12 protein-coding genes, 1 tRNA gene and 3 rRNA genes are annotated in these 25,433 nt (G+C 67.1%); 3 read left to right on the top strand and 13 right to left on the bottom strand.

The window, feature by feature from the left end; genetic code table 11:
• Nucleotides 1–3 precede the first annotated feature (3 nt).
• Both DWB77_RS10730 and DWB77_RS10735 read right to left on the bottom strand, forming a co-directional pair.
• Nucleotides 4–678, bottom strand: a complete 675-nt coding sequence (locus DWB77_RS10730; RefSeq protein ID WP_120721036.1) for a response regulator — start codon at nt 676–678, stop codon at nt 4–6.
• Nucleotides 679–924: 246 nt separating this feature from the next.
• Nucleotides 925–6,420: a HAMP domain-containing protein gene (locus DWB77_RS10735; RefSeq protein WP_174248533.1), complete on the bottom strand. Its 5,496-nt coding sequence runs from the start codon at nt 6,418–6,420 to the stop codon at nt 925–927.
• Nucleotides 6,421–6,801: 381 nt separating this feature from the next.
• Between DWB77_RS10735 and DWB77_RS10740 the strand changes: the two genes are divergently transcribed.
• The gene (locus DWB77_RS10740) at nt 6,802–9,423 is read left to right on the top strand and encodes a SpoIIE family protein phosphatase (RefSeq protein ID WP_342777941.1); all 2,622 of its coding nucleotides are present in this window, start codon (nt 6,802–6,804) and stop codon (nt 9,421–9,423) included.
• 53 nt (nt 9,424–9,476) lie between these two features.
• Here DWB77_RS10740 and DWB77_RS10745 read toward each other — a convergent pair.
• From DWB77_RS10745 to dapA, 7 genes are all read right to left on the bottom strand, one after another.
• Nucleotides 9,477–9,552 (bottom strand) — tRNA-Thr (locus DWB77_RS10745).
• An 89-nt stretch (nt 9,553–9,641) separates the two neighbouring features.
• Nucleotides 9,642–10,325: a DegT/DnrJ/EryC1/StrS family aminotransferase gene (locus tag DWB77_RS10750; RefSeq protein WP_120721039.1), complete on the bottom strand. Its 684-nt coding sequence runs from the start codon at nt 10,323–10,325 to the stop codon at nt 9,642–9,644.
• 98 nt (nt 10,326–10,423) lie between these two features.
• A 5S ribosomal RNA gene (gene rrf / locus DWB77_RS10755) occupies nt 10,424–10,540 on the bottom strand.
• 92 nt (nt 10,541–10,632) lie between these two features.
• A 23S ribosomal RNA gene (locus DWB77_RS10760) occupies nt 10,633–13,756 on the bottom strand.
• 281 nt (nt 13,757–14,037) lie between these two features.
• Nucleotides 14,038–15,563, bottom strand: a 16S ribosomal RNA gene (locus DWB77_RS10765).
• The 16S, 23S and 5S rRNA genes sit together here, the layout of an rRNA operon.
• A gap of 531 nt (nt 15,564–16,094) precedes the next feature.
• Nucleotides 16,095–17,780, bottom strand: a complete 1,686-nt coding sequence (locus DWB77_RS10775; RefSeq protein WP_120721040.1) for a ribonuclease J — start codon at nt 17,778–17,780, stop codon at nt 16,095–16,097.
• A 126-nt stretch (nt 17,781–17,906) separates the two neighbouring features.
• The gene (dapA, locus tag DWB77_RS10780) at nt 17,907–18,806 is read right to left on the bottom strand and encodes a 4-hydroxy-tetrahydrodipicolinate synthase (RefSeq protein ID WP_120721041.1); all 900 of its coding nucleotides are present in this window, start codon (nt 18,804–18,806) and stop codon (nt 17,907–17,909) included.
• Between the two features lie 470 nt (nt 18,807–19,276).
• On the opposite strand from dapA, the gene DWB77_RS10785 reads away from it, so the two are divergent.
• A complete protein-coding gene (locus DWB77_RS10785) occupies nt 19,277–19,516 on the top strand; it encodes a hypothetical protein (RefSeq protein WP_120721042.1) in 240 nt (79 codons plus the stop codon).
• A 124-nt stretch (nt 19,517–19,640) separates the two neighbouring features.
• Nucleotides 19,641–20,201: a hypothetical protein gene (locus tag DWB77_RS10790; RefSeq protein ID WP_120721044.1), complete on the top strand. Its 561-nt coding sequence runs from the start codon at nt 19,641–19,643 to the stop codon at nt 20,199–20,201.
• A gap of 207 nt (nt 20,202–20,408) precedes the next feature.
• On the opposite strand, the gene DWB77_RS10795 is transcribed toward DWB77_RS10790, so the two are convergent.
• From DWB77_RS10795 to DWB77_RS10810, 4 genes are read right to left on the bottom strand one after another with little or no spacing between them, the layout of a single operon-like run.
• A complete protein-coding gene (locus DWB77_RS10795; protein ID WP_120721045.1) occupies nt 20,409–20,861 on the bottom strand; it encodes a hypothetical protein in 453 nt (150 codons plus the stop codon).
• 17 nt (nt 20,862–20,878) lie between these two features.
• Nucleotides 20,879–21,631: a 4-hydroxy-tetrahydrodipicolinate reductase gene (gene dapB / locus DWB77_RS10800; RefSeq protein WP_120721046.1), complete on the bottom strand. Its 753-nt coding sequence runs from the start codon at nt 21,629–21,631 to the stop codon at nt 20,879–20,881.
• Nucleotides 21,632–21,650: 19 nt separating this feature from the next.
• On the bottom strand, nt 21,651–23,030 hold the full coding sequence (locus tag DWB77_RS10805; protein WP_120721048.1) for a M16 family metallopeptidase: 1,380 nt from the start codon (nt 23,028–23,030) through the stop codon (nt 21,651–21,653).
• Nucleotides 23,027–25,246, bottom strand: coding sequence for a polyribonucleotide nucleotidyltransferase (locus tag DWB77_RS10810; RefSeq protein WP_120721050.1), 2,220 nt, complete (start codon nt 25,244–25,246; stop codon nt 23,027–23,029). Before DWB77_RS10810 ends, DWB77_RS10805 begins: the two co-directional genes overlap by 4 nt.
• Between the last annotated feature and the right edge of the window lie 187 nt (nt 25,247–25,433).

Genomic DNA, 25,433 nt, shown 5'->3' on the forward strand with positions numbered 1-25,433 from the left:
CCGTCAGTTCTGCGAGGGGAGGGTGGGCGCGCCGCCGGTGCCGGGCTCCAGGGCGTCCAACGCCCGCCGCAGGCCGGTGAGCTTGCGCTCCAGGTGGGCGGCGGTGGCGACCGCCACGGCGTCCGCCGAGTCGTCGTCGAGCTGCTTGGACAGCGCCTCGGCCTGTTCCTCAACTGCCGCGAGCCGTGCGGAGAGTTCGGCGAGCAGGCCCGCCGACTCCTTGGCCGCGCCGCCCTGGGCGCCGCCCTCCAGCTGGAGCCGCAGCAGGGCCGCCTGCTCACGCAGTTGGCAGTTCTTCATGTACAGCTCGACGAAGACGGACACCTTGGCGCGCAGCACCCAGGGGTCGAACGGCTTCGAGATGTAGTCCACGGCGCCCGCCGCGTAACCGCGGAAGGTGTGGTGGGGGCCGTGGTTGATGGCCGTGAGGAAGATGATCGGGATGTCCCGCGTGCGCTCGCGCCGCTTGATGTGCGCGGCGGTCTCGAACCCGTCCATTCCCGGCATTTGGACGTCCAGCAGAATGACCGCGAAATCGTCCGTAAGCAGCGCTTTGAGCGCTTCCTCCCCTGACGATGCCCGCACCAGTGTCTGATCGAGCGCAGAGAGGATGGCCTCCAGCGCCAGCAGATTCTCCGGCCGGTCATCGACCAGGAGGATCTTGGCCTTCTGCACCATGGCCCGCCCTCCTCGTCCCGGCAGTGCACCGGGCGCCGCCCCAGGGGACGACTCCCTTGCGCCGCCCGCCCTTGTGCCGGTCATGGTAGCCGCACCCCGCCGGTCGCCACACCCTGTCACCGCGATGTCACTGTGCACGTAGCAGAAACGTAGTGGGAGACCAGAAGGTTCCCCGAATACCTTCGGCTCACACGCTCCCGGACACGGTCGGTCAGCACCGCCGCGGTGGTGCCGACCGACCGGCGTTCACTTCCCCCGCATCCACTGCTCCATCACGGAGAGCAGGTGATCGGGGTCGACCGGCTTGGTCACGTAGTCGGAGGCTCCCGACTCCAGGGCCTTCTCCCGGTCCCCCTTCATCGCCTTCGCGGTGAGCGCGACGATCGGCAGCCCGGCGAACTGCGGCATCCTGCGGATCGCCGACGTCGTCGCATAGCCGTCCATCTCGGGCATCATGATGTCCATCAGAACGACGGCGGTGTCCTCGTGCTGTTCGAGGACTTCGATGCCCTCCCGCCCGTTCTCCGCGTACAGCACCGAAAGCCCGTGCTGTTCCAGGACGCTGGTCAGCGCGAAGACGTTGCGTACGTCGTCGTCGACGATGAGGACCTTCTCGCCGGCGAAGTGGAACGTCCGCGCGGGTGCCCGCTCCGGCTCCTCCCAGCTCTCGCCCGCTCCCGCCGCCTGCCCGGGCACGGTCTCCTTCTGGCTCTCGGCGCCCAGTGCCTTGCGGCGGCGCCGGAACAGCCCGGCGGTGCCCGGCTGCGACACCTGGGGGGCGCCCTCGGGGCCGCCGTCGTACGGGGAGTGCTGCTGGGGACGGGAGGCCTCGATGGCGAGTCCGCCCGTGTTCTCCGTGGCGCCGGGTGCGAGCTGCGGGTAGCCCTGGGGGGGCAACTCGCTGAGGTGGAGCGGGAGATAGAGGGTGAAGGTGGAGCCGCGGCCCGGTTCGCTCGCCGCGTGGATCTCGCCTCCGAGCAGCCGCGCGATCTCCCGGCTGATGGACAGGCCGAGGCCGGTGCCGCCGTACTTGCGGCTGGTGGTGCCGTCCGCCTGCTTGAACGCCTCGAAGATGACCCGCATCTTGCCGGCCGCGATCCCGATGCCGGTGTCGGTGACCGAGAAGGCGATCAGGTCGGCGTCGGCGTCGCGCAGCGAGCCGGCCTCCAGGAGCTGCTCGCGGATGGCGTGCGGCACATCGGTTCCGGCCGGGCGGATGACGAGCTCCACGGCGCCGCTGTCGGTGAACTTCACCGCGTTGGACAGCAGGTTGCGCAGCACCTGGAGCAGGCGCTGCTCGTCGGTGTGCAGGGTCGCGGGCAGCTCGGGCGAGACGCGTACCGAGAAGTCGAGCCCCTTCTCCGCGGTGAGCGGGCGGAAGGTGGCCTCCACGTAGTCGACGAGCTGCACCAGCGCGATCCGGGTCGGCGAGACGTCCATCTTGCCGGCCTCGACCTTGGACAGGTCGAGGATGTCGTTGATCAGCTGGAGCAGGTCGGATCCCGCCCCGTGGATCGTCTCGGCGAACTCGACCTGCTTGGGCGAGAGGTTGCCCTCCGCGTTGTCGGCGAGCAACTTGGCGAGGATGAGCAGGGAGTTGAGCGGCGTACGCAGCTCGTGCGACATGTTGGCGAGGAACTCGGACTTGTAGCGCATGGAGACGGCGAGTTGTTCGGCGCGCTCCTCCAGGACCTGCCGGGCCTCCTCGATCTCGGTGTTCTTCACCTCGATGTCCCGGTTCTGCTGGGCCAACAGCTCGGCCTTCTCCTCCAGTTCTGCGTTGGAGGCCTGGAGCGCCCGCTGCCGGTTCTCCAACTCCGCCGAGCGCTCGCGCAGTTGCTCGGTGAGCTCCTGCGACTGCTTGAGCAGCACCTCGGTCTTGGAGTTGACCGAGATGGTGTTGACGCTGGTCGCGATCATCTCGGCGATCTGGTTGAGGAAGTCCTTCTGGATGTGGGTGAACGGCTGGAACGAGGCCAGCTCGATCACTCCGAGCACCTTGCCCTCGAAGAGGACCGGCAGCACGATCACATGCGCGGGCGGCGCCTCGCCGAGCCCGGAGGAGATCTTGAGGTAGCCCGGAGGCACGTTCTCCACCAGGATCGTCCGCTTCTCCTCGGCGGCCGTGCCGATCAGGGTCTCGCCGGGGCGGAACGAGGTCGGCATGGAGCCGGCCGAGTATCCGTAACTCCCGCGCATCCGCAGCTCGTACGAGCCGTCGCCCTCCGCGCTGACCTCCGAGGAGCCGCCCGTCGGCATGGCCAGGAAGAACGCGCCGTGCTGCGCCGAGACGACCGGCGTCAGCTCGGTCATGATCAGCGAGGCCACGTCGTCGAGGTCGCGCCGGCCCTGCATCAGGCCGGAGATACGGGCCAGGTTGCCCTTGAGCCAGTCCTGCTCCTTGTTGGCGACGGTGGTGTCCCGCAGGTTGGCGATCATCGTGTTGATGTTGTCCTGGAGGGCCTGGATCTCGCCCGCCGCGTCCACGTCGATCTTCAGATTGAGGTCGCCGCGCGTCACCGCGGTCGCGACGGCCGCGATCGCACGGACCTGACGGGTCAGGTTGCCGGCCATCTCGTTCACCGACTCGGTGAGGTCGCGCCAGGTCCCGTCCACGTCCCGCACCCGGGCGTGGCCGCCCAACTGGCCCTCGGTGCCCACCTCGCGGGCGACCCGGGTGACCTCCTGGCCGAACGAGGACAGCTGGTCGACCATCGTGTTGATGGTGTTCTTCAGCTCCTGGATCTCGCCGCGCGCATCGATGTCGATCTTCTTGGTGAGGTCGCCCTGCGCGATGGCGGTGGTGACGGTGGCGATCTGGCGCACCTGGCCCGTGAGGTTGTCGGCCATGGAGTTCACCGACTCGGTGAGGTCCTTCCAGGTGCCGGAGACGCCGGGCACCCGGGCCTGGCCGCCCAGGATGCCGTCGGTGCCCACTTCACGGGCCACCTTGGTGACCTGCTCCGCGAAGGACGACAGCGTCGTCACCATGGTGTTGACGGTGTCGGCGAGTTCGGCGACCTCGCCGCGCGCCTCGACCGTCACCTTTTTGGTGAGGTCTCCGTTGGCGACCGCCGCCGAGACCCGGGAGATGTTGCGCACCTGGGTCGTCAGGTTCGCGGCCATCAGGTTGACGTTGTCGCTGAGGTCCTTCCAGATGCCGGTGACCCCGCGCACCCGGGCCTGACCGCCCAGGATGCCCTCGGTGCCCACCTCACGGGCGACCCGGGTCACCTCGTCGGCGAAGTTGGAGAGCTGGTCGACCATCGTGTTGACGGTCGTGACCAGCTCCAGGATCTCGCCCTTGGAGTCGACGGTGATCTTCTTGGACAGGTCGCCCTCGGCGACGGCCGTCGTCACCTCGGCGATGTTGCGCACCTGGGACGTCAGGTTGTTGGCCATGAAGTTGACGGACTGGGTGAGGTCCTTCCAGGTGCCGGAGACCCCCTGCACCTCGGCCTGGCCGCCCAGAATGCCCTCGGTGCCCACCTCACGGGCGACGCGGGTCACCTGCTCGGCGAAGTTGGAGAGCTGGTCGACCATCGTGTTGAGCGTGTTCTTGAGTTCGAGGATCTCGCCCCGCGCGTCCACGTCGATCTTCTGCGACAGGTCGCCCCGGGCCACCGCCGTGGCGACCTGGGCGATGTTGCGCACCTGCGCCGTGAGGTTGCCGGCCATGCCGTTCACGGAGTCCGTCAGATCGCGCCACACCCCGGCGACGCCGGGCACCTGGGCCTGGCCGCCGAGCCGGCCGTCGGTGCCGACCTCCCGGGCCACCCGGGTGACCTGCTCGGCGAAGGCGGAGAGCTGGTCGACCATCGTGTTGATGGTGTTCTTCAGCTCCAGCATCTCGCCGCGCGCGTCCACGTCGATCTTCTGCGACAGGTCACCCCGGGCCACCGCCGTCGTCACCTGGGCGATCTGGCGCACCTGCGACGTCAGGTTCCCCGCCATGAAGTTGACGGAGTCGGTGAGTTCCTTCCAGGTGCCGGAGACGCCGTCGACGCGCGCCTGGCCGCCGAGCCGGCCCTCGGTGCCCACGTCCCGGGCCATCCGCGTGACCTGGTCGGCGAAGTTGGAGAGCTGCGCCACCATCGTGTTGACGGTGTTCTTCAACTCCAGCATCTCGCCCGCGACATCGACGGTGACCTTCTGCGACAGATCGCCGTTGGCCACCGCCGTCGTCACCTGGGCGATGTCGCGCACCTGTCCGGTGAGGTTGCGGAACGCGGTGTTGACGGAGTCGGTGAGGTCCTTCCAGGTGCCGGCCGCGCCCGGCACTTCGGCCTGCCCGCCGAGCCGTCCCTCGATGCCGACCTCGCGGGCGACGCGGGTCACCTCCGAGCCGAACGACTGGAGCTGGTCGACCATCGTGTTGACGGTGTTCTTCAGCTCCAGCATCTCGCCGGCCACGTCCACGGTGACCTTCTGGCTCATGTCACCGCTCGCGACCGCCGTCGTCACCTGCGCGATGTCCCGCACCTGCGTCGTCAGATTGCGGAAGACGGTGTTGACGGAGTCCGTCAGGTCCTTCCACGTCCCCGCCGCGCCGGGCACCTGCGCCTGCCCGCCGAGGAGCCCCTCCGCGCCGACCTCGTTGGCGACCCGGGTGACCTCGTCCGCGAACGTACGCAGCGTCTCGGTCATCTGGTTGATGGTCTCCGCGAGCTGCGCGACCTCGCCGCGCGCGTTGACGGTGACCTTCTGCGAGAGGTCACCGCTGGCCACGGCCGTGGTCACCTGGGCGATTCCGCGCACCTGGGCGGTGAGGTTCGTCGCCATCACGTTGACGGAGTCGGTGAGGTCCTTCCACACCCCGGCCACGCCCGGGACCTGCGCCTGACCGCCGAGCTCACCCTCGGTGCCCACCTCGCGGGCGACGCGGGTGACCTCGGAGGAGAAGGAGGACAGCTGGTCGACCATGGTGTTGACGGTGTTCTTCAGCTGAAGCATCTCGCCGGCCACGTGCACGGTGACCTTGCGCGACAGATCGCCCTTGGCGACCGCCGTCGTAACGAGAGCGATGTCACGTACCTGGGCCGTCAGCCGGTACGCCATCGTGTTGACCGAATCCGTCAGATCCTTCCAGGAACCGGACATGCCGCGCACCTGGGCCTGACCGCCGAGCTTGCCCTCCGTACCGACTTCGAGGGCGACCCGCGTCACCTCATCGGTGAAGGCCGACAACTGGTCGACCAGGTTGTTGACGGTCCGCCCCACCTTGAGGAACTCGCCGCGCAGCGGGCGCTCGGCGCCGTCGCTGCCGTGCGAGCGCAGATCCATCCGCTGTTCCAGGTCGCCGTCGGCCACCGCCGACAGGACCCGCCCGACCTCGGAGACCGGCCGTGCGAGATCGTCCACCAGGGCGTTGGACGCGTCGATCGCGGCCGCCCAGGAGCCCTCGCAGGCGCCGTTCTCCAGGCGCTCGGTCAGCTTCCCCTCGCGCCCCACCATCCTGCGGACGCGGGCGATCTCACCGGTCAGATGGAGATTGCGGTCGGCGACCTCGTTGAAGACGGCGGAGATCTCCGCCATCACCCCCTCGCCCGAGACCGTCAGGCGCTTGCGGAAGTTTCCGTCCCGCATCGAGGCGAGCGCCGCGAGCAGCCGTTGCAGGGCCGCCGTGTCCACCTCGGTCGTTCCATTGCCCCCACGTTGCCTGTGGCTCCGAGCCCGTTGAGTCCGGGACTGATCGTCTTTCGCGCGCGTGCTTACGCCCCGCGCCGCTGCGCCAGACTCCACCGTGTCCCTCCCGCAAGGGTTGACCGCCACCGGGCTGTCTCCGGAAGCATGCCCAGTGTTTCACCATGGCCGAACCAGGCCATAACAGTTCGGCAGCTTCGCATATCCGTCCCCGCACACGGAGGGCGGAAACACTGGTGACCGGCATCCGCTCGGACGCTGAAGGTAAGTAACCTGGCTTCCGGCTGTCCAGCCGCCCCGGTCCGCCCGGCAAGAGGGCGGATCGTACCCTTTGACCGGTTTGGCACGGGGTGGGCGGCACCGAGGACGACCAGGGGACACCGGAGGGGGCGGGCCGACGTGGGACTGTTGATTCCCGGAGGGCACGTTCCGGAGCCCCGGCAAGGAAATCCGGGCGTCGAGACGCGTACGAGGAGTTCTGTGATCACCGCGCGGGCGGCAGCCAGCTTCGACCCTGTCGGGCGGTCGGTCGCGATCGCCCGCGCCTTCGTCCGGGACACCCTCCAGGGCTGGGGGTACGCGGACGTCGTGGACGACGCCGTCGTCCTGACCAGCGAGCTCGTCACCAACGCGGTGGTCCACGCCGGCACCAAGGCGGACGTCCTGTGCCTGCGCGCCGACGACGGCGTACGCGTCGAGGTCGCCGACCGCTACCCCGAACGTGAGGTTCCGCTCCTCGGCTCCCCCGCCGACATCGCCGGACCCGACCGCGAGAACGGCCGCGGCCTGCTGCTCTGCGCCGCCCTCGCCTCCCGCTGGGGCGTCGAGTACACCCCGACCAGGAAGAACGTCTGGTTCCAACTCGACCTGCCCAACCGGGCGGTGGGCACCCGCTCGGCCGGTCCCGCCCTGCCGACCGCACTGCTGCCCGTCACCGACGGCCGGGTCCGGGTCGCGGTCGTACAGATCGACCGGGCCGGCGCGGTCCGCGCCTGGAACGAGGACGCCGAGGAACTCTTCGGCTACGCCGCCGAGCAGGTCACCGGCAAGGCGCTCACCGACTTCGCGGCCTGGCCGCACACCCCCGGCACCTCCACCGGCATCGTCGAGGCCCTCCAACTCTCGCGCTGGGAAGGCACATACGGGATAAGGGGCGCCGACGGCCGCGTCGTTCCGGTGTACGCCTCGCACCTGCGCGTCCGCGACACCGAGGGCGAGCCCTCCACGGTCTGTCTGCTGGTACGCGACGACGAGCGGGCGGTCCTCCAGACCCCGGTGCGCCCGCCCGCCGCCGACCCGGCCGCCCTGGGCGAGAACCGCAGCGCCGACCCGTTCGAGGTCTTCATCGGCTCCCCCGCCCCCGACGACCTCGACGGCCTGCTCCAGCGCACCGTGGAGCGCGCCCGCGACATGCTGGACGGCGACTCGGCCTTCCTGCTCCTCGCCACCGACGACGAGACCGAGCTGGAGGTGCGGGCCACCACGGGCCTGCCCTCCGCCCGCCAGCGATTCGCCCGTGTCCCCGTCGAAGCCGGCACCGGCCGGTACGGCTCGGCGCGCATGCCCGCCGTCCACGAGGACCTCGCGGCGGTCCCCGGAGCCGTGCCGCTCCTGGACAGCACCGGCATGCGCTCCGTCGTCACCGTCCCGCTGAAGGTCGAGGGCCGCCTCACCGGCTCCCTCGGCGTCGCCGCCGAATCGCCTGGGCGCTACTCCAACGAGGAGGCCCTGCGCCTCCAGTTCGCCGCCGACCGGATCGCGCTCGCCGTCGAATCGGCCCGCCTGGGCGAGCTGGAACGCCTGCGCAGGGGCTCGTTGAGCTTCCTCGTCGAAGCCTCCGACCTGCTGGCCGGCACCCTGGACCGCGACCAGACGCTCGCCCTCATGGCCCAGATGACCGTTCCCACCCTGGCCACCTGGTGTGCCGTCTACACCATCGCCGACCAGGCCTCCGACCCGTACCTCTCCTATGTGCTCCACGAGGACGAGGAACGCATCGACGGCCTCAAGGCCCTGCTGTCCAAGATCAACCCGCCGGAGCCCGTTCCCACCCCCGGAGCGCGCGTCTGGGCCGCGCCGGGCGAAGCCGCGCACCAGGCGGCGCTGCGCATCTCCATGCGCGACCTCGGCCGCAACGGCAGCCCGCACACCGGCGGCGGCCTCGGCACGACACTGTCGACGGCGGCCGCGGTCGGCGGCGAGACCGTCGTCCTGCCGCTCGTCGCCCGCAACCGCGTCATCGGCATGCTGACCCTGGGCAAGCCCTCGGACGACCACTTCCGCCAGGAGATCCTCGAACTCGCCGAGGACCTCTCCCGCCGCGCCGCCCTCGCCCTGGACAACGCAAGGCTGTACTCCGAGCGCATGGCCATCAGCCGCTCCCTCCAGCGCTCCCTGCTGCCGCCCGGCCTGCCCCAGATCCCGGGCGTCGAGGTGGAGGTCATCTACCGCGCCGCCGGCGAGGGCAACGAGGTGGGCGGCGACTTCTACGACCTCTTCCCCATCCGGGACGGGGCGTACGGCTTCGCCATCGGCGACGTCTGCGGTACGGGCCCGGAGGCCGCCGCGGTCACCGGGCTCGCCCGGCACGCCCTGCGCCTGCTCGCCCGCGAGGGTTTCGGCGGGCCCGCCGTCCTGGAGCGCCTCAACGCGGCGATCCTCGACGAGGGCGCCCGCAGCCGCTTCCTGACGCTCCTGTACGGGGAGTTGTGGCCCCAGGAGGACGGCAGTGCCATCCTGAAGATCGTGTGTGCCGGCCACCCGCTCCCGCTGCGCCTGCGCCAGGACGGTTCGGTGGAGCCGGCCGCGGACCCGCAGCCCCTGTTGGGCGTGATGGACGACCTGGAGCTGTACGAGCAGACGATCACCCTCGACCCGGGCGACGTCCTGCTGTGCGTCACGGACGGCATCACCGAGCGCCGCGAGGGCACGCGCATGCTCGGCGACGACGGTCTGGCCGATGTCCTCGCCACGTGCACGGGTCTGACGGCGGGCGCGGTCGCGGCCCGTGTCCTGCGAGCAGTCGAGCGGTTCGCCGCCGAACCGGCCTCCGACGACATGGCGATCCTGACCATGCGCATCCCCGAGCAGGACAAGCGATAACCCCGAGGGGATACGTGAAAGGCCCCGCCCAATGGGCGGGGCCTTTCACTTGCTGGAGCCCCCATGCGGAATCGAACCGCAGACCTTCTCCTTACCATGGAGACGCTCTACCGACTGAGCTATAGGGGCCGGTTGTTGTTTCGGGGTTTCCCCCTCACCAACGAGATAAAGCATACCCCGAACCAGACGGCGTTCCGAACCACGGTCACGCGTTCCGGCTATGCGGGTTGCAGCAGCCCGCCCAGTTCGTCGCAGACGGAGACCAACCGCCGCAATTCCGCGGGGGAAAGCCGGTCGAGCGGGGGCAGCGCGAGCGTCTCGTCCGCGGCCCGCTCGGTCTCCGCCAGCACAAGTCCGTCCCGCCGGAACTCCCGCATCCTGTGTACGGGAATGGGCACGGGCACCTCGCACCCGACCCCGCGCCGCCGCAACCACCGTGCGAGCGCGTCCCGATCGGGCCGGCCATTGCCGGGCACCCGCACGACATACCGCTGATAGCGATGGCCCTCGACGGGCACGGGGGTGCGCACCCCGACGAGCCGACGGTCCAAGTACCGCGCCCGCTCACGCCTTTGGGCGAGGTCACCGCCAGCCTCAGCACCATCCTGCTCTTCGACTTCGAGAAGCAACACCCCGTGTCCGGCGGCCAGTTCAGCGCAGGCGGCGGTGTCGGCCGGATGCCCGAAACGGTGGACGAGCACGACAGCGGCGGTCCTGGACGTGACGGCCCGGCCTATCGCGGCGGGGGCCAGACAGTAGGTCAGCGGATCTATGTCGGCGAACACCGGGGCGGCCCCGGCGGCGACGACAGCCCGGGCCAACTCGCCGGTGTCGTACGCCGGCACGATCACCTCGGCACCGTTCGCGACTCCGGCGGCCTTGAGCGCTCCTGTCATTCCCATGACTGCGGATCGTCCCAGTGCCAGATGAACGCCGGGTGAGCGGGCACAAAAAAACGCTGGCCCCCGAACCGAAGTTCAGGGACCAGCGTTGAAAGATTGTTCGGCGGCGTCCTACTCTCCCACAGGGTCCCCCCTGAAGTACCATCGGCGCTGAAAGGCTTAGCTTCCGGGTTCGGAATGTAACCGGGCGTTTCCCTAACGCTATGACCACCGAAACACTATGAAGTTGAACTCAACCGGCACACACCCCAACAGGGGCATGCGGGAGTTCATTGCTTCAGAACAAACACAGTGGACGCGAGCAACTGAGGACAAGCCCTCGGCCTATTAGTACCAGTCAGCTCCACCCGTTACCGGGCTTCCACATCTGGCCTATCAACCCAGTCGTCTACTGGGAGCCTTACCCTCTCAAGGAGGTGGGAACACTCATCTCGAAGCAGGCTTCCCGCTTAGATGCTTTCAGCGGTTATCCTTTCCGAACGTAGCCAACCAGCCATGCCCTTGGCAGGACAACTGGCACACCAGAGGTTCGTCCGTCCCGGTCCTCTCGTACTAGGGACAGCCCTTCTCAATGTTCCTGCGCGCGCAGCGGATAGGGACCGAACTGTCTCACGACGTTCTAAACCCAGCTCGCGTACCGCTTTAATGGGCGAACAGCCCAACCCTTGGGACCGACTCCAGCCCCAGGATGCGACGAGCCGACATCGAGGTGCCAAACCATCCCGTCGATATGGACTCTTGGGGAAGATCAGCCTGTTATCCCCGGGGTACCTTTTATCCGTTGAGCGACGGCGCTTCCACAAGCCACCGCCGGATCACTAGTCCCGACTTTCGTCCCTGCTCGACCCGTCGGTCTCACAGTCAAGCTCCCTTGTGCACTTACACTCAACACCTGATTGCCAACCAGGCTGAGGGAACCTTTGGGCGCCTCCGTTACTCTTTAGGAGGCAACCGCCCCAGTTAAACTACCCATCAGACACTGTCCCTGATCCGGATCACGGACCGAGGTTAGACATCCAGCACGACCAGAGTGGTATTTCAACGACGACTCCACAACCACTGGCGTGGCCGCTTCAAAGTCTCCCACCTATCCTACACAAGCCGAACCGAACACCAATATCAAACTGTAGTAAAGGTCCCGGGGTCTTTCCGTCCTGCTGCGCGAAACGAGCATCTTTACTCGTAGTGCAATTTCACCGGGCCTATGGTTGAGACAGTCGAGAAGTCGTTACGCCATTCGTGCAGGTCGGAACTTACCCGACAAGGAATTTCGCTACCTTAGGATGGTTATAGTTACCACCGCCGTTTACTGGCGCTTAAGTTCTCAGCTTCGCCACACCGAAATGTGACTAACCGGTCCCCTTAACGTTCCAGCACCGGGCAGGCGTCAGTCCGTATACATCGCCTTACGGCTTCGCACGGACCTGTGTTTTTAGTAAACAGTCGCTTCTCGCTGGTCTCTGCGGCCACCCCCAGCTCAAGCAGCAAGTGCTATCACCGGTGATGGCCCCCCTTCTCCCGAAGTTACGGGGGCATTTTGCCGAGTTCCTTAACCATAGTTCACCCGAACGCCTCGGTATTCTCTACCTGACCACCTGAGTCGGTTTAGGGTACGGGCCGCCATGAAACTCGCTAGAGGCTTTTCTCGACAGCATAGGATCATCCACTTCACCACAATCGGCTCGGCATCAGGTCTCAGACTATGTGTTGTCCGGATTTACCTAGACAACGTCCTACACCCTTACCCCGGGACAACCACCGCCCGGGCTGGACTACCTTCCTGCGTCACCCCATCGCTTACCTACTACAAGTCTGGGTCACCGGCTCCACCACTTTCCTTTCCCCGAAGGGTCCGGAACGGCTTCACGGGCTTAGCATCGCCTGATTCGATACTGGGCGTTTCAAAGCGGGTACCGGAATATCAACCGGTTGTCCATCGACTACGCCTGTCGGCCTCGCCTTAGGTCCCGACTTACCCTGGGCAGATCAGCTTGACCCAGGAACCCTTAGTCAATCGGCGCACACGTTTCTCACGTGTGTATCGCTACTCATGCCTGCATTCTCACTCGTGAACCGTCCACCACTAGCTTCCGCTGCGGCTTCACCCGGCACACGACGCTCCCCTACCCATCCCAGCAGGCGTTGGCCCTATATGCTGGAATGACACGACTTCGGCGGTACGCTTGAGCCCCGCTACATTGTCGGCGCGGAATCACTTGACCAGTGAGCTATTACGCACTCTTTCAAGGGTGGCTGCTTCTAAGCCAACCTCCTGGTTGTCTCTGCGACTCCACATCCTTTCCCACTTAGCGTACGCTTAGGGGCCTTAGTCGATGCTCTGGGCTGTTTCCCTCTCGACCATGGAGCTTATCCCCCACAGTCTCACTGCCGCGCTCTCACTTACCGGCATTCGGAGTTTGGCTAAGGTCAGTAACCCGGTAGGGCCCATCGCCTATCCAGTGCTCTACCTCCGGCAAGAAACACACGACGCTGCACCTAAATGCATTTCGGGGAGAACCAGCTATCACGGAGTTTGATTGGCCTTTCACCCCTAACCACAGGTCATCCCCCAGGTTTTCAACCCTGGTGGGTTCGGTCCTCCACGACCTCTTACAGCCGCTTCAACCTGCCCATGGCTAGATCACTCCGCTTCGGGTCTAGAGCGTGCAACTCAATCGCCCTATTCGGACTCGCTTTCGCTACGGCTTCCCCACACGGGTTAACCTCGCTACACACCGCTAACTCGCAGGCTCATTCTTCAAAAGGCACGCAGTCACGACTGTATGTGCAAGCACATACAGCGACGCTCCCACGGCTTGTAGGCACACGGTTTCAGGTACTATTTCACTCCGCTCCCGCGGTACTTTTCACCATTCCCTCACGGTACTATCCGCTATCGGTCACCAGGGAATATTTAGGCTTAGCGGGTGGTCCCGCCAGATTCACACGGGATTTCTCGGGCCCCGTGCTACTTGGGTGTCTCTCAAACGAGCCGTTGATGTTTCAGCTACGGGGGTCTTACCCTCTACGCCGGACCTTTCGCATGTCCTTCGCCTACACCAACGGTTTCTGACTCGTCTCACAGCCGGCAGACTGTGAAAGAGAGATCCCACAACCCCGCATGCGCAACCCCTGCCGGGTATCACACGCATACGGTTTGGCCTCATCCGGTTTCGCTCGCCACTACTCCCGGAATCACGGTTGTTTTCTCTTCCTGAGGGTACTGAGATGTTTCACTTCCCCTCGTTCCCTCCACATACCCTATGTGTTCAGGTATGGGTGACAGCCCATGACGACTGCCGGGTTTCCCCATTCGGAAACCCCCGGATCAAAGCCTGGTTGACGGCTCCCCGGGGACTATCGTGGCCTCCCACGTCCTTCATCGGTTCCTGGTGCCAAGGCATCCACCGTGCGCCCTTAAAAACTTGGCCACAGATGCTCGCGTCCACTGTGCAGTTCTCAAACAACGACCAGCCACCCACCACCCCGAACCAAACGGTTCGAGTTCACTGGGGCCGGCACTGAAGGCAGCCTTTCGGCCGTACCTTCAGATACCCAACAGCGTGCCCGGTCCAGCCAGTTGATGTGTTCGCTTTCCACGCCGAAGCAGTACTCGCAAACCCACCGAACCAACTGGTGCCGAATAGTCAACGTTCCACCCATGAGCTGACCGTGTAGAACATTTGTCTACAGACGGTGCTGTGCTCCTTAGAAAGGAGGTGATCCAGCCGCACCTTCCGGTACGGCTACCTTGTTACGACTTCGTCCCAATCGCCAGTCCCACCTTCGACAGCTCCCTCCCACAAGGGGTTGGGCCACCGGCTTCGGGTGTTACCGACTTTCGTGACGTGACGGGCGGTGTGTACAAGGCCCGGGAACGTATTCACCGCAGCAATGCTGATCTGCGATTACTAGCAACTCCGACTTCATGGGGTCGAGTTGCAGACCCCAATCCGAACTGAGACCGGCTTTTTGAGATTCGCTCCGCCTCGCGGCATCGCAGCTCTTTGTACCGGCCATTGTAGCACGTGTGCAGCCCAAGACATAAGGGGCATGATGACTTGACGTCGTCCCCACCTTCCTCCGAGTTGACCCCGGCAGTCTCCTGTGAGTCCCCATCACCCCGAAGGGCATGCTGGCAACACAGAACAAGGGTTGCGCTCGTTGCGGGACTTAACCCAACATCTCACGACACGAGCTGACGACAGCCATGCACCACCTGTATACCGACCACAAGGGGGCGACTATCTCTAGCCGTTTCCGGTATATGTCAAGCCTTGGTAAGGTTCTTCGCGTTGCGTCGAATTAAGCCACATGCTCCGCTGCTTGTGCGGGCCCCCGTCAATTCCTTTGAGTTTTAGCCTTGCGGCCGTACTCCCCAGGCGGGGAACTTAATGCGTTAGCTGCGGCACCGACGACGTGGAATGTCGCCAACACCTAGTTCCCAACGTTTACGGCGTGGACTACCAGGGTATCTAATCCTGTTCGCTCCCCACGCTTTCGCTCCTCAGCGTCAGTAATGGCCCAGAGATCCGCCTTCGCCACCGGTGTTCCTCCTGATATCTGCGCATTTCACCGCTACACCAGGAATTCCGATCTCCCCTACCACACTCTAGCTAGCCCGTATCGAATGCAGACCCGGGGTTAAGCCCCGGGCTTTCACATCCGACGTGACAAGCCGCCTACGAGCTCTTTACGCCCAATAATTCCGGACAACGCTTGCGCCCTACGTATTACCGCGGCTGCTGGCACGTAGTTAGCCGGCGCTTCTTCTGCAGGTACCGTCACTTTCGCTTCTTCCCTGCTGAAAGAGGTTTACAACCCGAAGGCCGTCATCCCTCACGCGGCGTCGCTGCATCAGGCTTTCGCCCATTGTGCAATATTCCCCACTGCTGCCTCCCGTAGGAGTCTGGGCCGTGTCTCAGTCCCAGTGTGGCCGGTCGCCCTCTCAGGCCGGCTACCCGTCGTCGCCTTGGTAGGCCATTACCCCACCAACAAGCTGATAGGCCGCGGGCTCATCCTTCACCGCCGGAGCTTTTAACCCCTCAAGATGCCCTGAGGAGTGTTATCCGGTATTAGACCCCGTTTCCAGGGCTTGTCCCAGAGTGAAGGGCAGATTGCCCACGTGTTACTCACCCGTTCGCCACTAATCCACCCCGAAGGGCTTCATCGTTCGACTTGCATGTGTTAAGCACGCCGCCAGCGTTCGTCCTGAGCCAGGATCAAACTCTCCATGAATGTTTACCCGTAATCGGGTGCACACATCACGTAAGAGCGGGACGGAACCACCGGAATAAGGCGGCCCGTCCACAGCGTCCTCGCTGTGTAATCGCCTGCCGACCGTGAAGGCCGACAGGACTTTTCAAAGGAACCTCGATCCACCGGAGTGGATACGGGGTTGTCAATCTGGCGTTGACTTTTGGCACGCTGTTGAGTTCTCAAGGAACGGACGCTTCCTTCGTACTCACCCTCTCGGGCTTTCCTCCGGGCGCTTCCCTTCGGTATTTCGTGTTCCCGACTCTATCAGACGCTTTCGTGTCCGATTCCCCGTCGGAATTGGGGATTCGCTTTCAGGTTTTCGCTTTCGCGTTTCCCTTTCGGCGTGGCCCGACTTTATCAGAGATTCTGAAGCCGGATTCCCGCCCCGTTCGGGGTCCCTGTGTGACACGCGAGCGTATCGGGTTCCCCTTCGGGCGGAGACATAAACCTACTGGAGCGGGGCGCCTCGATGCAAATCGAGGCGCCCCGCTCCGGCGGTACGTCGTGGCGTCAGACCTCGACGACCACGGGAAGGATCATCGGACGCCTGCGGTAGGTGTCCGAGACCCACTTGCCGACCGAACGGCGGATCAGCTGCTGGAGCTGGTGCGGCTCGACGACGCCGTCCTGGGCGGACCGGTTCAGCGCTTCCTCGATCTTGGCGACCACGGGGCCGAACGCCGTGTCCTCGATGCCGGAACCGCGTGCCTGGATGTGCGGGCCACTGGTGATCTTGCCGCTGCTGGAGTCCACCACCACGTACACCGAGATGATGCCCTCGTCGCCGAGGATCCGGCGGTCCTTGAGGGAGGACTCCGTCACGTCGCCGACCGAGAGGCCGTCGACGTAGACGTAACCCGCCTGGACCTTGCCGACGATGCGCGCGGTGCCGTCGACCAGGTCGACGACGACGCCGTCCTCGGCGATGACGATGTGGTTCTTCGGGACGCCGGTGAGCGCTCCGAGCTCCGCGTTCGCCCGCAGGTGGCGCCATTCGCCGTGGACCGGCATCAGGTTCTTCGGCTTGCAGATGTTGTAGAAGTACAGCAGCTCGCCGGCCGAGGCGTGGCCCGAGACGTGCACCTTGGCGTTGCCCTTGTGGACGACGTTGGCGCCCCAACGGGTCAGGCCGTTGATGACGCGGTAGACCGCGTTCTCGTTGCCCGGGATGAGCGACGACGCGAGGATCACGGTGTCGCCCGGGACGATCCGGATCTGGTGGTCGCGGTTGGCCATGCGGGAGAGCGCGGCCATCGGTTCGCCCTGCGAACCGGTGCAGACCAGTACGACCTCGTCGTCCGGCAGGTCGTCGAGCGTCTTCACGTCGACGACGAGGCCGGCCGGGACCTTCAGGTAGCCGAGGTCACGGGCGATGCCCATGTTGCGGACCATCGAGCGGCCGACGAAGGCGACCCGGCGGCCGTACTCGTGGGCCGCGTCCAGGATCTGCTGGATGCGGTGGACGTGGCTGGCGAAGCTGGCCACGATGATCCGCTTGTCGGCGTTGGCGAAGACGTTGCGCAGGACGTTGGAGATGTCCCGCTCCGGCGGCACGAAGCCGGGGACCTCGGCGTTCGTCGAGTCCGAGAGGAGGAGGTCGATGCCCTCTTCGCTCAGACGCGCGAAGGCGTGCAGGTCGGTGAGGCGGCCGTCCAGGGGAAGCTGGTCCATCTTGAAGTCGCCGGTGGCGACGGCCAGGCCCGCGGGGGTGCGGATGGCCACCGCGAGGGCGTCCGGGATGGAGTGGTTGACGGCGATGAACTCGCAGTCGAAGGGGCCCAGGCGCTCGCGGTCGCCCTCGACGACCTCCAGCGTGTACGGGCGGATGCGGTGCTCCTGGAGCTTGGCCTCGATCAGGGCGAGGGTCAGCTTGGAGCCGATCAGCGGGATGTCCGGCTTCTCGCGGAGCAGGAACGGCACGCCGCCGATGTGGTCCTCGTGGCCGTGCGTCAGGACGATGCCCTCGATGTCGTCGAGGCGGTCCCTGATGGAGCTGAAGTCCGGCAGGATCAGGTCGATGCCGGGCTGCTCCTCCTCGGGGAAGAGGACGCCGCAGTCGACGATGAGCAGGCGGCCGTCGAACTCGAAGACGGTCATGTTCCGGCCGATTTCGCCGAGACCGCCGAGCGGTGTGACGCGCAGGCCGTTCTTGGGAAGCTTCGGCGGGGTGCCGAGTTCGGGATGCGGATGACTCAAAAGACTCTCCTCACCACACGCGCCACGTACCTGTAGGGCACGTGGCGCGTATGTCATTCGTGCACTTGCTGTTGTGTATGGGGTTTCGCGCGTTTTGCGGCGCGTATTCAGTTGTGAAGTCTGTGGTTAGAGCTGTACCCCACCGGCGGCCAGATCGAGCGCCAGCTGGCTGGATTCTTCCGGTGTGAGTTCCACCATGGGAAGCCGGAGGGGTCCGGCGGGCAGGCCCTGGAGGGCCAGCGCCGCCTTGGTGGTGATGACTCCCTGGGTACGGAACATGCCCGTGTAGACGGGGAGCAGCTGCTGGTGGATCTCGGTTGCCTTGCGTACGTCGCCGGCGAGGTGGGCCTCCAGGAGGGCGCGCAGCTCGGGGGTGACGAGGTGGCCGACGACGGAGACGAAGCCGCACGCGCCGACCGAGAGCAGGGGCAGGTTGAGCATGTCGTCGCCGGAGTACCAGGCGAGGCCGGAGCGGGCGATGGCCCAGCTGGCCCGGCCGAGGTCGCCCTTGGCGTCCTTGTTGGCGACGATCCGGGGGTGCTCGGCGAGTCGCACCAGGGTCTCGGTGTCGATCGGGACGCCGCTGCGGCCGGGGATGTCGTACAGCATCACGGGGAGCTCGGTGGCGTCGGCGATGGCCGAGAAGTGCCGGAACAGGCCCTCTTGTGGGGGCTTGTTGTAGTACGGCGTGACGGCGAGCAGGCCGTGTGCGCCGGAGCGTTCGGCCGTACGGGCGAGTTCGAGGGTGTGGCGGGTGTCGTTGGTGCCGATGCCGGCCACGACGTGGGCCCGGTCTCCGACGGCCTCCAGTACGGCTCGTACGAGCTGGTCTTTCTCCGCGTCGCTGGTGGTCGGGGACTCGCCGGTGGTGCCGTTGACGATGAGTCCGTCGTTGCCTGCGTCGACCAGATGGGCCGCCAGTCGCTGGGCGCCGTCGAGGTCGAGTGCGCCGTCCGCCGTGAAGGGCGTGATCATGGCGGTGAGGACCCGCCCGAAGGGGGTCTGCGGAGTGGAGATCGGAGCCATGGGTAACACGCTACTCGCTGCTCAGCGCCGGGTCCCCCCTCGGGGGCAGGTGGTAAAGGGAGCCCGGCACTGCCTGCTCGGGGGTTCAAGCAGTGCCGGGTCCGTTTGATCAGCCTAGATGAACTTCACGAAACGCCGCAATACGGACACTTTGCGCGGCGTATCCGCACATCTGTGCCGGTATGGGTCCGCGCGCCGTCCCTCCCGGCCCGCGCGGGGCGACCCGGCCGTGGGTGGTGAAGGCCGCACGGGCGAGCGGCGCGAGCCGGGCCTGCTCGCGCTCCCCGTTGTCCCGCTCGGGCGGCGGTGACCGCGGGGGCGGGGTCGGGCACCTTCATCTCTGACGGGCCGTCATCACATTCTTCGGCCAATTCGGGGAATTCGGGCACCAATCGACAGTGTCGTGCGTCTGTACCAGTAAGCAGCAGACAGTTCGACAGCCCCTCGAGTTCTCAAGGAGATGTGCCCCCATGTTCCGCCGGCGTGAGCCCGTTCCGTTCGCATTCGTCGCCGAGGCCGACCGCTACCGCAGCAACGTCGAGCCCCCGCCTCGCCAGCGTGCGAGCGCGGGTCAGCTCCTGGGCAGGACGCTGGTCGGGCTCACCGTGATAGCCGGGCTCACCGGCGCGCTGCTGTTCGGGATGCCCGCCATGGAGAGCCCGCAAGACCCCGGGCACAGCCAGCAGTCCGAGGCCTCCCAGGGCCGTTGACCGCCGCTGACCGGCTCGGACGCGCCGACGCGCGCCCGGCCCCCGGAGGTGGCCGCACGGTGGCCGCCTCGGTAGCCTCACCCCGCACAGCCCAATCGAGCGTGCTTGTGAGTGAGGATCAGTCGTGCCCCTGCCCTTCCTGACGGCCGACCGCGCGGTCGACGCACCCGGTGAGTACTCCGACGACGTCGCCCTGCCCTTCGACGACCGCGACCGTTGGCGGCGGCCCTACCGGCCCGGACCGTGGCGGGTCGGCGCGGCGGCGCTGCTGCTGCTCCTCGCTTCGTTCGTGCTGCTCGCCGCGGTGGTCATCGCGGCCGCCGGCGCGCCCGCGGCCGCGATCGTGGTCCTGGGCGTGGCCGTCCTGGTGATCGCCTCCGCGCTGCGGCTGCTGCGGGTCGGTGTCTGGGTGAGCCGGGCCGGGCTGCGCCGGGTCGCCTTCTTCACCACGACCACGGTGTCGTGGCCCCGGGTCCGCGGCGTGCGTACGGTGCAGCAGCCGGTGCGCTGGCTGGGCCTGCCGCGCACCGTCCAGGGGCAGGCGCTGCTCGCCGAGCGGCAGGACGGCGAGACGCTCCCGCCGCTGCTCACCGACCACAACGCGGACTTCCTGGGCCGCGCCGAGGCGTTCGACCGGGCGGCCGATCTGCTGGAGGCGTGGGGCGACGAGTACCGCGCCGGCTGAGCGGGCGGGCCTCGCGCGCTAGGGCCTGTCCGGCGGATCTGGTCGCCGTCGGGGTGCCGTGGCCTTGTGGTGCTGGTGAGCGGGGGGCTGGTGCGTCCAACTGCAAGGCGGAGGAGGGCGGCGACGCGGAGCGTCGGCAACCGACGACAACGCCGCAGATGGGCGTGGCAGCCCCCCGCGTCCCAGACAAGATCCGCCGGACAGGCCCTAGGCCCGGGCCGGCTTCCTGTCGTGCAGGGCGATCGCCCGCTGCATCGCCTTGCGGGCGCGGGGGGTGTCACGGGCGTCCTGGTAGGCGACGGCGAGACGGAACCAGCAGCGCCAGTCGTCCGGCGCGTCCTCCGTCTCCTCCTTGCGCCGGGCGAAGACGGCGTCGGCCGAGTCACGGTCGATGCGGCCGCCCGGCGTGCGGACCAACTCGTCGACGGGCAGGCCGCCTTCGGCCTCCAGCTCCGTCGCCAACCTGTTGGCCCGGGCCACGAAACGGGTGTTGGCCCACAGGAACCAGATGCCGATCAGCGGCAGGATCAGCACCGCGAGACCCAGCGTGACGGTGATGAAGGTGCCCTCTTCGAGGAGCCACACACCACGGCTGCCGGCCAGGACGAAGTAGAAGACCAGGACGGCGGCCGTGACGAGATAGGTGATTTTTGCGCGCATGAGGCCGACGGTGCCGCTCAGTTGAGGTCGAGGAAGTGTTCCAGGCCGAAGGTGAGGCCCGGAGTGGTCACCACGCGGCGGGCGCCGAGCAGGATGCCCGGCATGAAGCTGCTGTGGTGGAGGGAGTCATGGCGCACGGTGAGGGTCTCGCCCTCGGCGCCGAGCAGCACTTCCTGGTGGGCCAGGAGGCCGCGCAGCCGCACCGCGTGCACGGGGACGCCGTCCACGTCGGCGCCGCGGGCGCCGTCGAGCGCCGTGGTGGTGGCGTCCGGCGCGGGGCCGACGCCCGCCTCGGCGCGGGCGGCCGCGATGAGCTGGGCGGTGCGCGTGGCGGTGCCGGAGGGGGCGTCCACCTTGTTCGGGTGGTGCAACTCGACGACCTCGACGGATTCGAAGTACGGGGCCGCGAGCTGGGCGAACTTCATCGTCAGGACGGCGCCGATGGAGAAGTTCGGGGCGATGAGCACCCCGGTCGCCGGTGAGGCGGCGAGCCAGGTGGTGAGCTGCGCGAGGCGGTCGTCGGTCCACCCCGTGGTGCCGACGACGGCGTGGATCCCGTGGCGTACACAGAACTCCAGGTTGTCCATCACCGAGGCGGGGGTGGTCAGTTCGACGGCGACCTGGGCGCCGCTCTCGGCGAGCGTCTCCAGTGCGTCGCCCCGGCCGAGGGCCGCGACCAGCTCCATGTCCTCGGCGGCCTCCACGGCTCGTACCGCCTCGGAGCCGATCCGGCCCTTGGCTCCGAGGACCGCCACGCGCAGCTTGCTCATTCGCTTGATTCCTTAGGGGTTACGAGACCGCTTCGTGGAGGCGGTCGGCCTGCTTGTCCTTCAGCGGGCCGATGACGGACAGCGAGGGACGCTGCCCCAGGACATCACGGGCCACCTCGCGGACGTCGTCCGGGGTGACCTCGGCCATCCGGGCCAGCATGTCGTCGACCGACATCTGCTCGCCCCAGCACAGCTCGCTCTTGCCGATGCGGTTCATCAGCGCGCCGGTGTCCTCCAGGCCGAGCACGGTGGAGCCGGAGAGCTGGCCGACCGCGCGCCGGATCTCGTCGTCCGTGAGGCCCTCGTTCGCGACGCGGTCCAGTTCGTCGCGGCAGATCTTCAGGACGTCGTGGACCTGGCTGGGGCGGCAGCCCGCGTACACGCCGAACAGGCCGCAGTCGGCGAAGCCCGAGGTGTACGAGTACACGCTGTAGGCCAGGCCGCGCTTCTCGCGGACCTCCTGGAACAGCCGGGAGGACATGCCGCCGCCCAGGGCCGTGTTGAGGACGCCGAGCGCCCAGCGGCGCTCGTCGGTGCGGGCGAGGCCGGGCATGCCGAGGACCACATGGGCCTGCTCCGTGCGGCGGTTGAGGATTTCCATCCGGCCCGCGGCCTTGAGGGTGCGGGCGCCGCTGCGCGGGGCGAGGGGGACGGCGTCCGTCTGCGACAGCGCGCCGGCCTTCTCGAAGGCCTTGCGGACCTGGCGTACGACGGTGGCGTGGTCGACGTTTCCGGCGGCCGCGACGACCAGGTGGCGGGGATCGTAGTGCTTCTTGTAGAAGCGCGAGATCTGCGCCTGGGTGAGCGCGTTGATGGTGTCGACGGTGCCGAGGACCGGGCGGCCGAGGGGGGTGTCGCCCAGCATGGTGTGCGCGAACAGGTCGTGCACGCAGTCGCCCGGGTCGTCCTCGGTCATCGCGATCTCTTCGAGGATCACGCCGCGTTCGGCGTCGATGTCCTCGGCGAGGATCAGCGAGTCGGTCAGCATGTCGCAGACGACGTCGATGGCCAGCGGCAGATCGGTGTCGAGCACCCGCGCGTAGTAGCAGGTGTACTCCTTCGCCGTGAAGGCGTTCATCTCTCCGCCGACCGCGTCGAGCGCGGAGGAGATGTCGAGGGCGCTGCGCTTGTGGGTGCCCTTGAAGAGGAGGTGCTCCAGGTAGTGGGTGGCTCCGTTCAGCGTCGGCGTCTCGTCGCGCGAACCCACCTGGACCCAGATGCCGAAGGTCGCGGACCGTACGGAGGGAAGGGTTTCGGTGACGACCCGGAGGCCGCCGGGGAGGGTCGTGCGGCGCACGGTGCCGATGCCGCCCTGACCCTTCAGAAGCGTTTGGGTACGGGCGACGGCCCGCCCCTTCGAAGAGGGGCGGGCCGTCGTCGCGGAACTACGGGACGTCACTTTGCAGCTTCGTCCTTCTCAGCCTCATCGGCCGTCTCGCCCTCGATCACGGGGACCAGGGAGAGCTTGCCGCGGGAGTCGATCTCGGCGATCTCGACCTGGACCTTGGAGCCCACGCCGAGCACGTCCTCGACGTTCTCGACGCGCTTGCCGCCGGCGAGCTTGCGGATCTGCGAGATGTGCAGCAGACCGTCCTTGCCGGGCATCAGGGACACGAACGCACCGAAGGTGGTGGTCTTGACGACCGTACCCAGGTAGCGCTCGCCGACCTCCGGCATGGTCGGGTTGGCGATGCCGTTGATCGTGGCGCGGGCGGCCTCGGCCTGCGAGCCGACCTGGGCACCGATGTAGATGGTGCCGTCGTCCTCGATCGTGATCTCGGCGCCGGTGTCCTCCTGGATCTGGTTGATCATCTTGCCCTTGGGGCCGATGACCTCGCCGATCTTGTCCACGGGGATCTTGACGGTGATGATCCGCGGGGCGTTGGGGGACATCTCGTCCGGCGTGTCGATCGCTTCCATCATCACGTCGAGGATGTGGAGGCGGGCGTCACGGGCCTGCTTGAGGGCGGCGGCCAGGACGGAGGCCGGGATGCCGTCGAGCTTGGTGTCGAGCTGGAGCGCGGTGACGAACTCCTTCGTACCGGCGACCTTGAAGTCCATGTCGCCGAACGCGTCCTCGGCACCGAGGATGTCGGTGAGGGCGACGTAGTGCGTCTTGCCGTCGATCTCCTGGGAGATCAGGCCCATGGCGATACCGGCGACGGGGGCCTTGAGCGGCACACCGGCGTTCAGGAGCGACATGGTGGAGGCGCAGACCGAGCCCATGGACGTCGAGCCGTTGGAGCCGAGGGCCTCGGACACCTGACGGATCGCGTAGGGGAACTCCTCGCGCGTCGGCAGCACCGGCACGATGGCGCGCTCGGCGAGCGCTCCGTGGCCGATCTCGCGGCGCTTGGGCGAGCCCACGCGGCCGGTCTCGCCGACCGAGTACGGCGGGAAGTTGTAGTTGTGCATGTAGCGCTTGCGGGTCACCGGGGAGAGGGTGTCCAGCTGCTGCTCCATGCGGAGCATGTTGAGGGTGGTGACGCCCAGGATCTGGGTCTCGCCACGCTCGAACAGCGCCGAGCCGTGCACGCGCGGGATGGCCTCGACCTCGGCGGCCAGCGTACGGATGTCCGTGATGCCACGGCCGTCGATGCGGACCTTGTCCGTGATGACGCGCTCGCGGACCAGCTTCTTGGTCAGCGCGCGGTACGCGGCGGAGATCTCCTTCTCGCGGCCCTCGAACTGCGGGAGCAGCTTGTCGGCGGCGATCTCCTTGACGCGGTCCAGCTCGGCCTCGCGGTCCTGCTTGCCCGCGATGGTGAGCGCCTGGGCGAGCTCGCCCTTGACCGCGGCGGTGAGCGCCTCCAGGACGTCGTCCTGGTAGTCGAGGAAGACGGGGAACTCACCGGTCGGCTTCGCGGCCTTGGCGGCGAGGTCGGCCTGGGCCTTGCAGAGCACCTTGATGAAGGGCTTCGCGGCGTCGAGGCCGGCGGCGACGACCTCCTCGGTGGGCGCCTCGGCGCCGCCCTTGATCAGCTGGATGGTCTTCTCGGTGGCCTCGGCCTCGACCATCATGATCGCGACGTCGCCGTCCTCGAGGGCGCGACCGGCGACGACCATGTCGAAGACGGCGTCCTCGAGCTCGGTGTGCGTCGGGAACGCGACCCACTGGCCGTTGATCAGCGCGACGCGGACGCCGCCGATCGGGCCGGAGAAGGGCAGGCCGGCCAGCTGGGTGGACGCGGACGCGGCGTTGATCGCGACGACGTCGTACAGGTGGTCGGGGTTGAGCGCCATGATCGTGGCGACGACCTGGATCTCGTTGCGCAGGCCCTTCTTGAAGGACGGGCGCAGCGGGCGGTCGATCAGGCGGCAGGTGAGGATCGCGTCCTCGGAGGGGCGGCCCTCGCGGCGGAAGAACGAGCCGGGGATCTTGCCGGCCGCGTACTGCCGCTCCTCGACGTCCACCGTGAGGGGGAAGAAGTCGAGCTGGTCCTTGGGCTTCTTGGAGGCGGTCGTGGCCGACAGCACCATGGTGTCGTCGTCCAGGTACGCCACGGCGGAGCCGGCGGCCTGCTTGGCCAGGCGGCCCGTCTCGAAGCGGATGGTGCGGGTGCCGAAGGAGCCGTTGTCGATGACGGCCTCGGCGTAGTGGGTCTCGTTCTCCACTAGTGTTTTCTCCATTTGCTTGGCTGCATTGTCGTCTTTTCGCCTCCGGGCCCGTGTGGCGCGGGAGGCGGTGGGCGACGGCGGAGAAGCGCTCCTGAGGGCGGGCCGGTCTTCGATCGAAGCACCCGGTCTTCCATGTTTCCGGGGGCCACTACCGAGGACCGGCGGCGGGAGGAGGGCTTCTGCT

This window comes from Streptomyces hundungensis (genome assembly GCF_003627815.1).
Lineage (GTDB): Bacteria > Actinomycetota > Actinomycetes > Streptomycetales > Streptomycetaceae > Streptomyces > Streptomyces hundungensis_A.

Coding starts and splice junctions, on each gene's coding strand:
- DWB77_RS10795 (WP_120721045.1), bottom strand. CDS start 20,861: ATGCGCGCAAAAATCACCTATCTCGTCACGGCCGCCGTCCTGGTCTTC.
- dapA (WP_120721041.1), bottom strand. CDS start 18,806: ATGGCTCCGATCTCCACTCCGCAGACCCCCTTCGGGCGGGTCCTCACC.
- dapB (WP_120721046.1), bottom strand. CDS start 21,631: ATGAGCAAGCTGCGCGTGGCGGTCCTCGGAGCCAAGGGCCGGATCGGC.
- DWB77_RS10785 (WP_120721042.1), top strand. CDS start 19,277: ATGTTCCGCCGGCGTGAGCCCGTTCCGTTCGCATTCGTCGCCGAGGCC.
- DWB77_RS10750 (WP_120721039.1), bottom strand. CDS start 10,325: ATGGGAATGACAGGAGCGCTCAAGGCCGCCGGAGTCGCGAACGGTGCC.
- DWB77_RS10730 (WP_120721036.1), bottom strand. CDS start 678: ATGGTGCAGAAGGCCAAGATCCTCCTGGTCGATGACCGGCCGGAGAAT.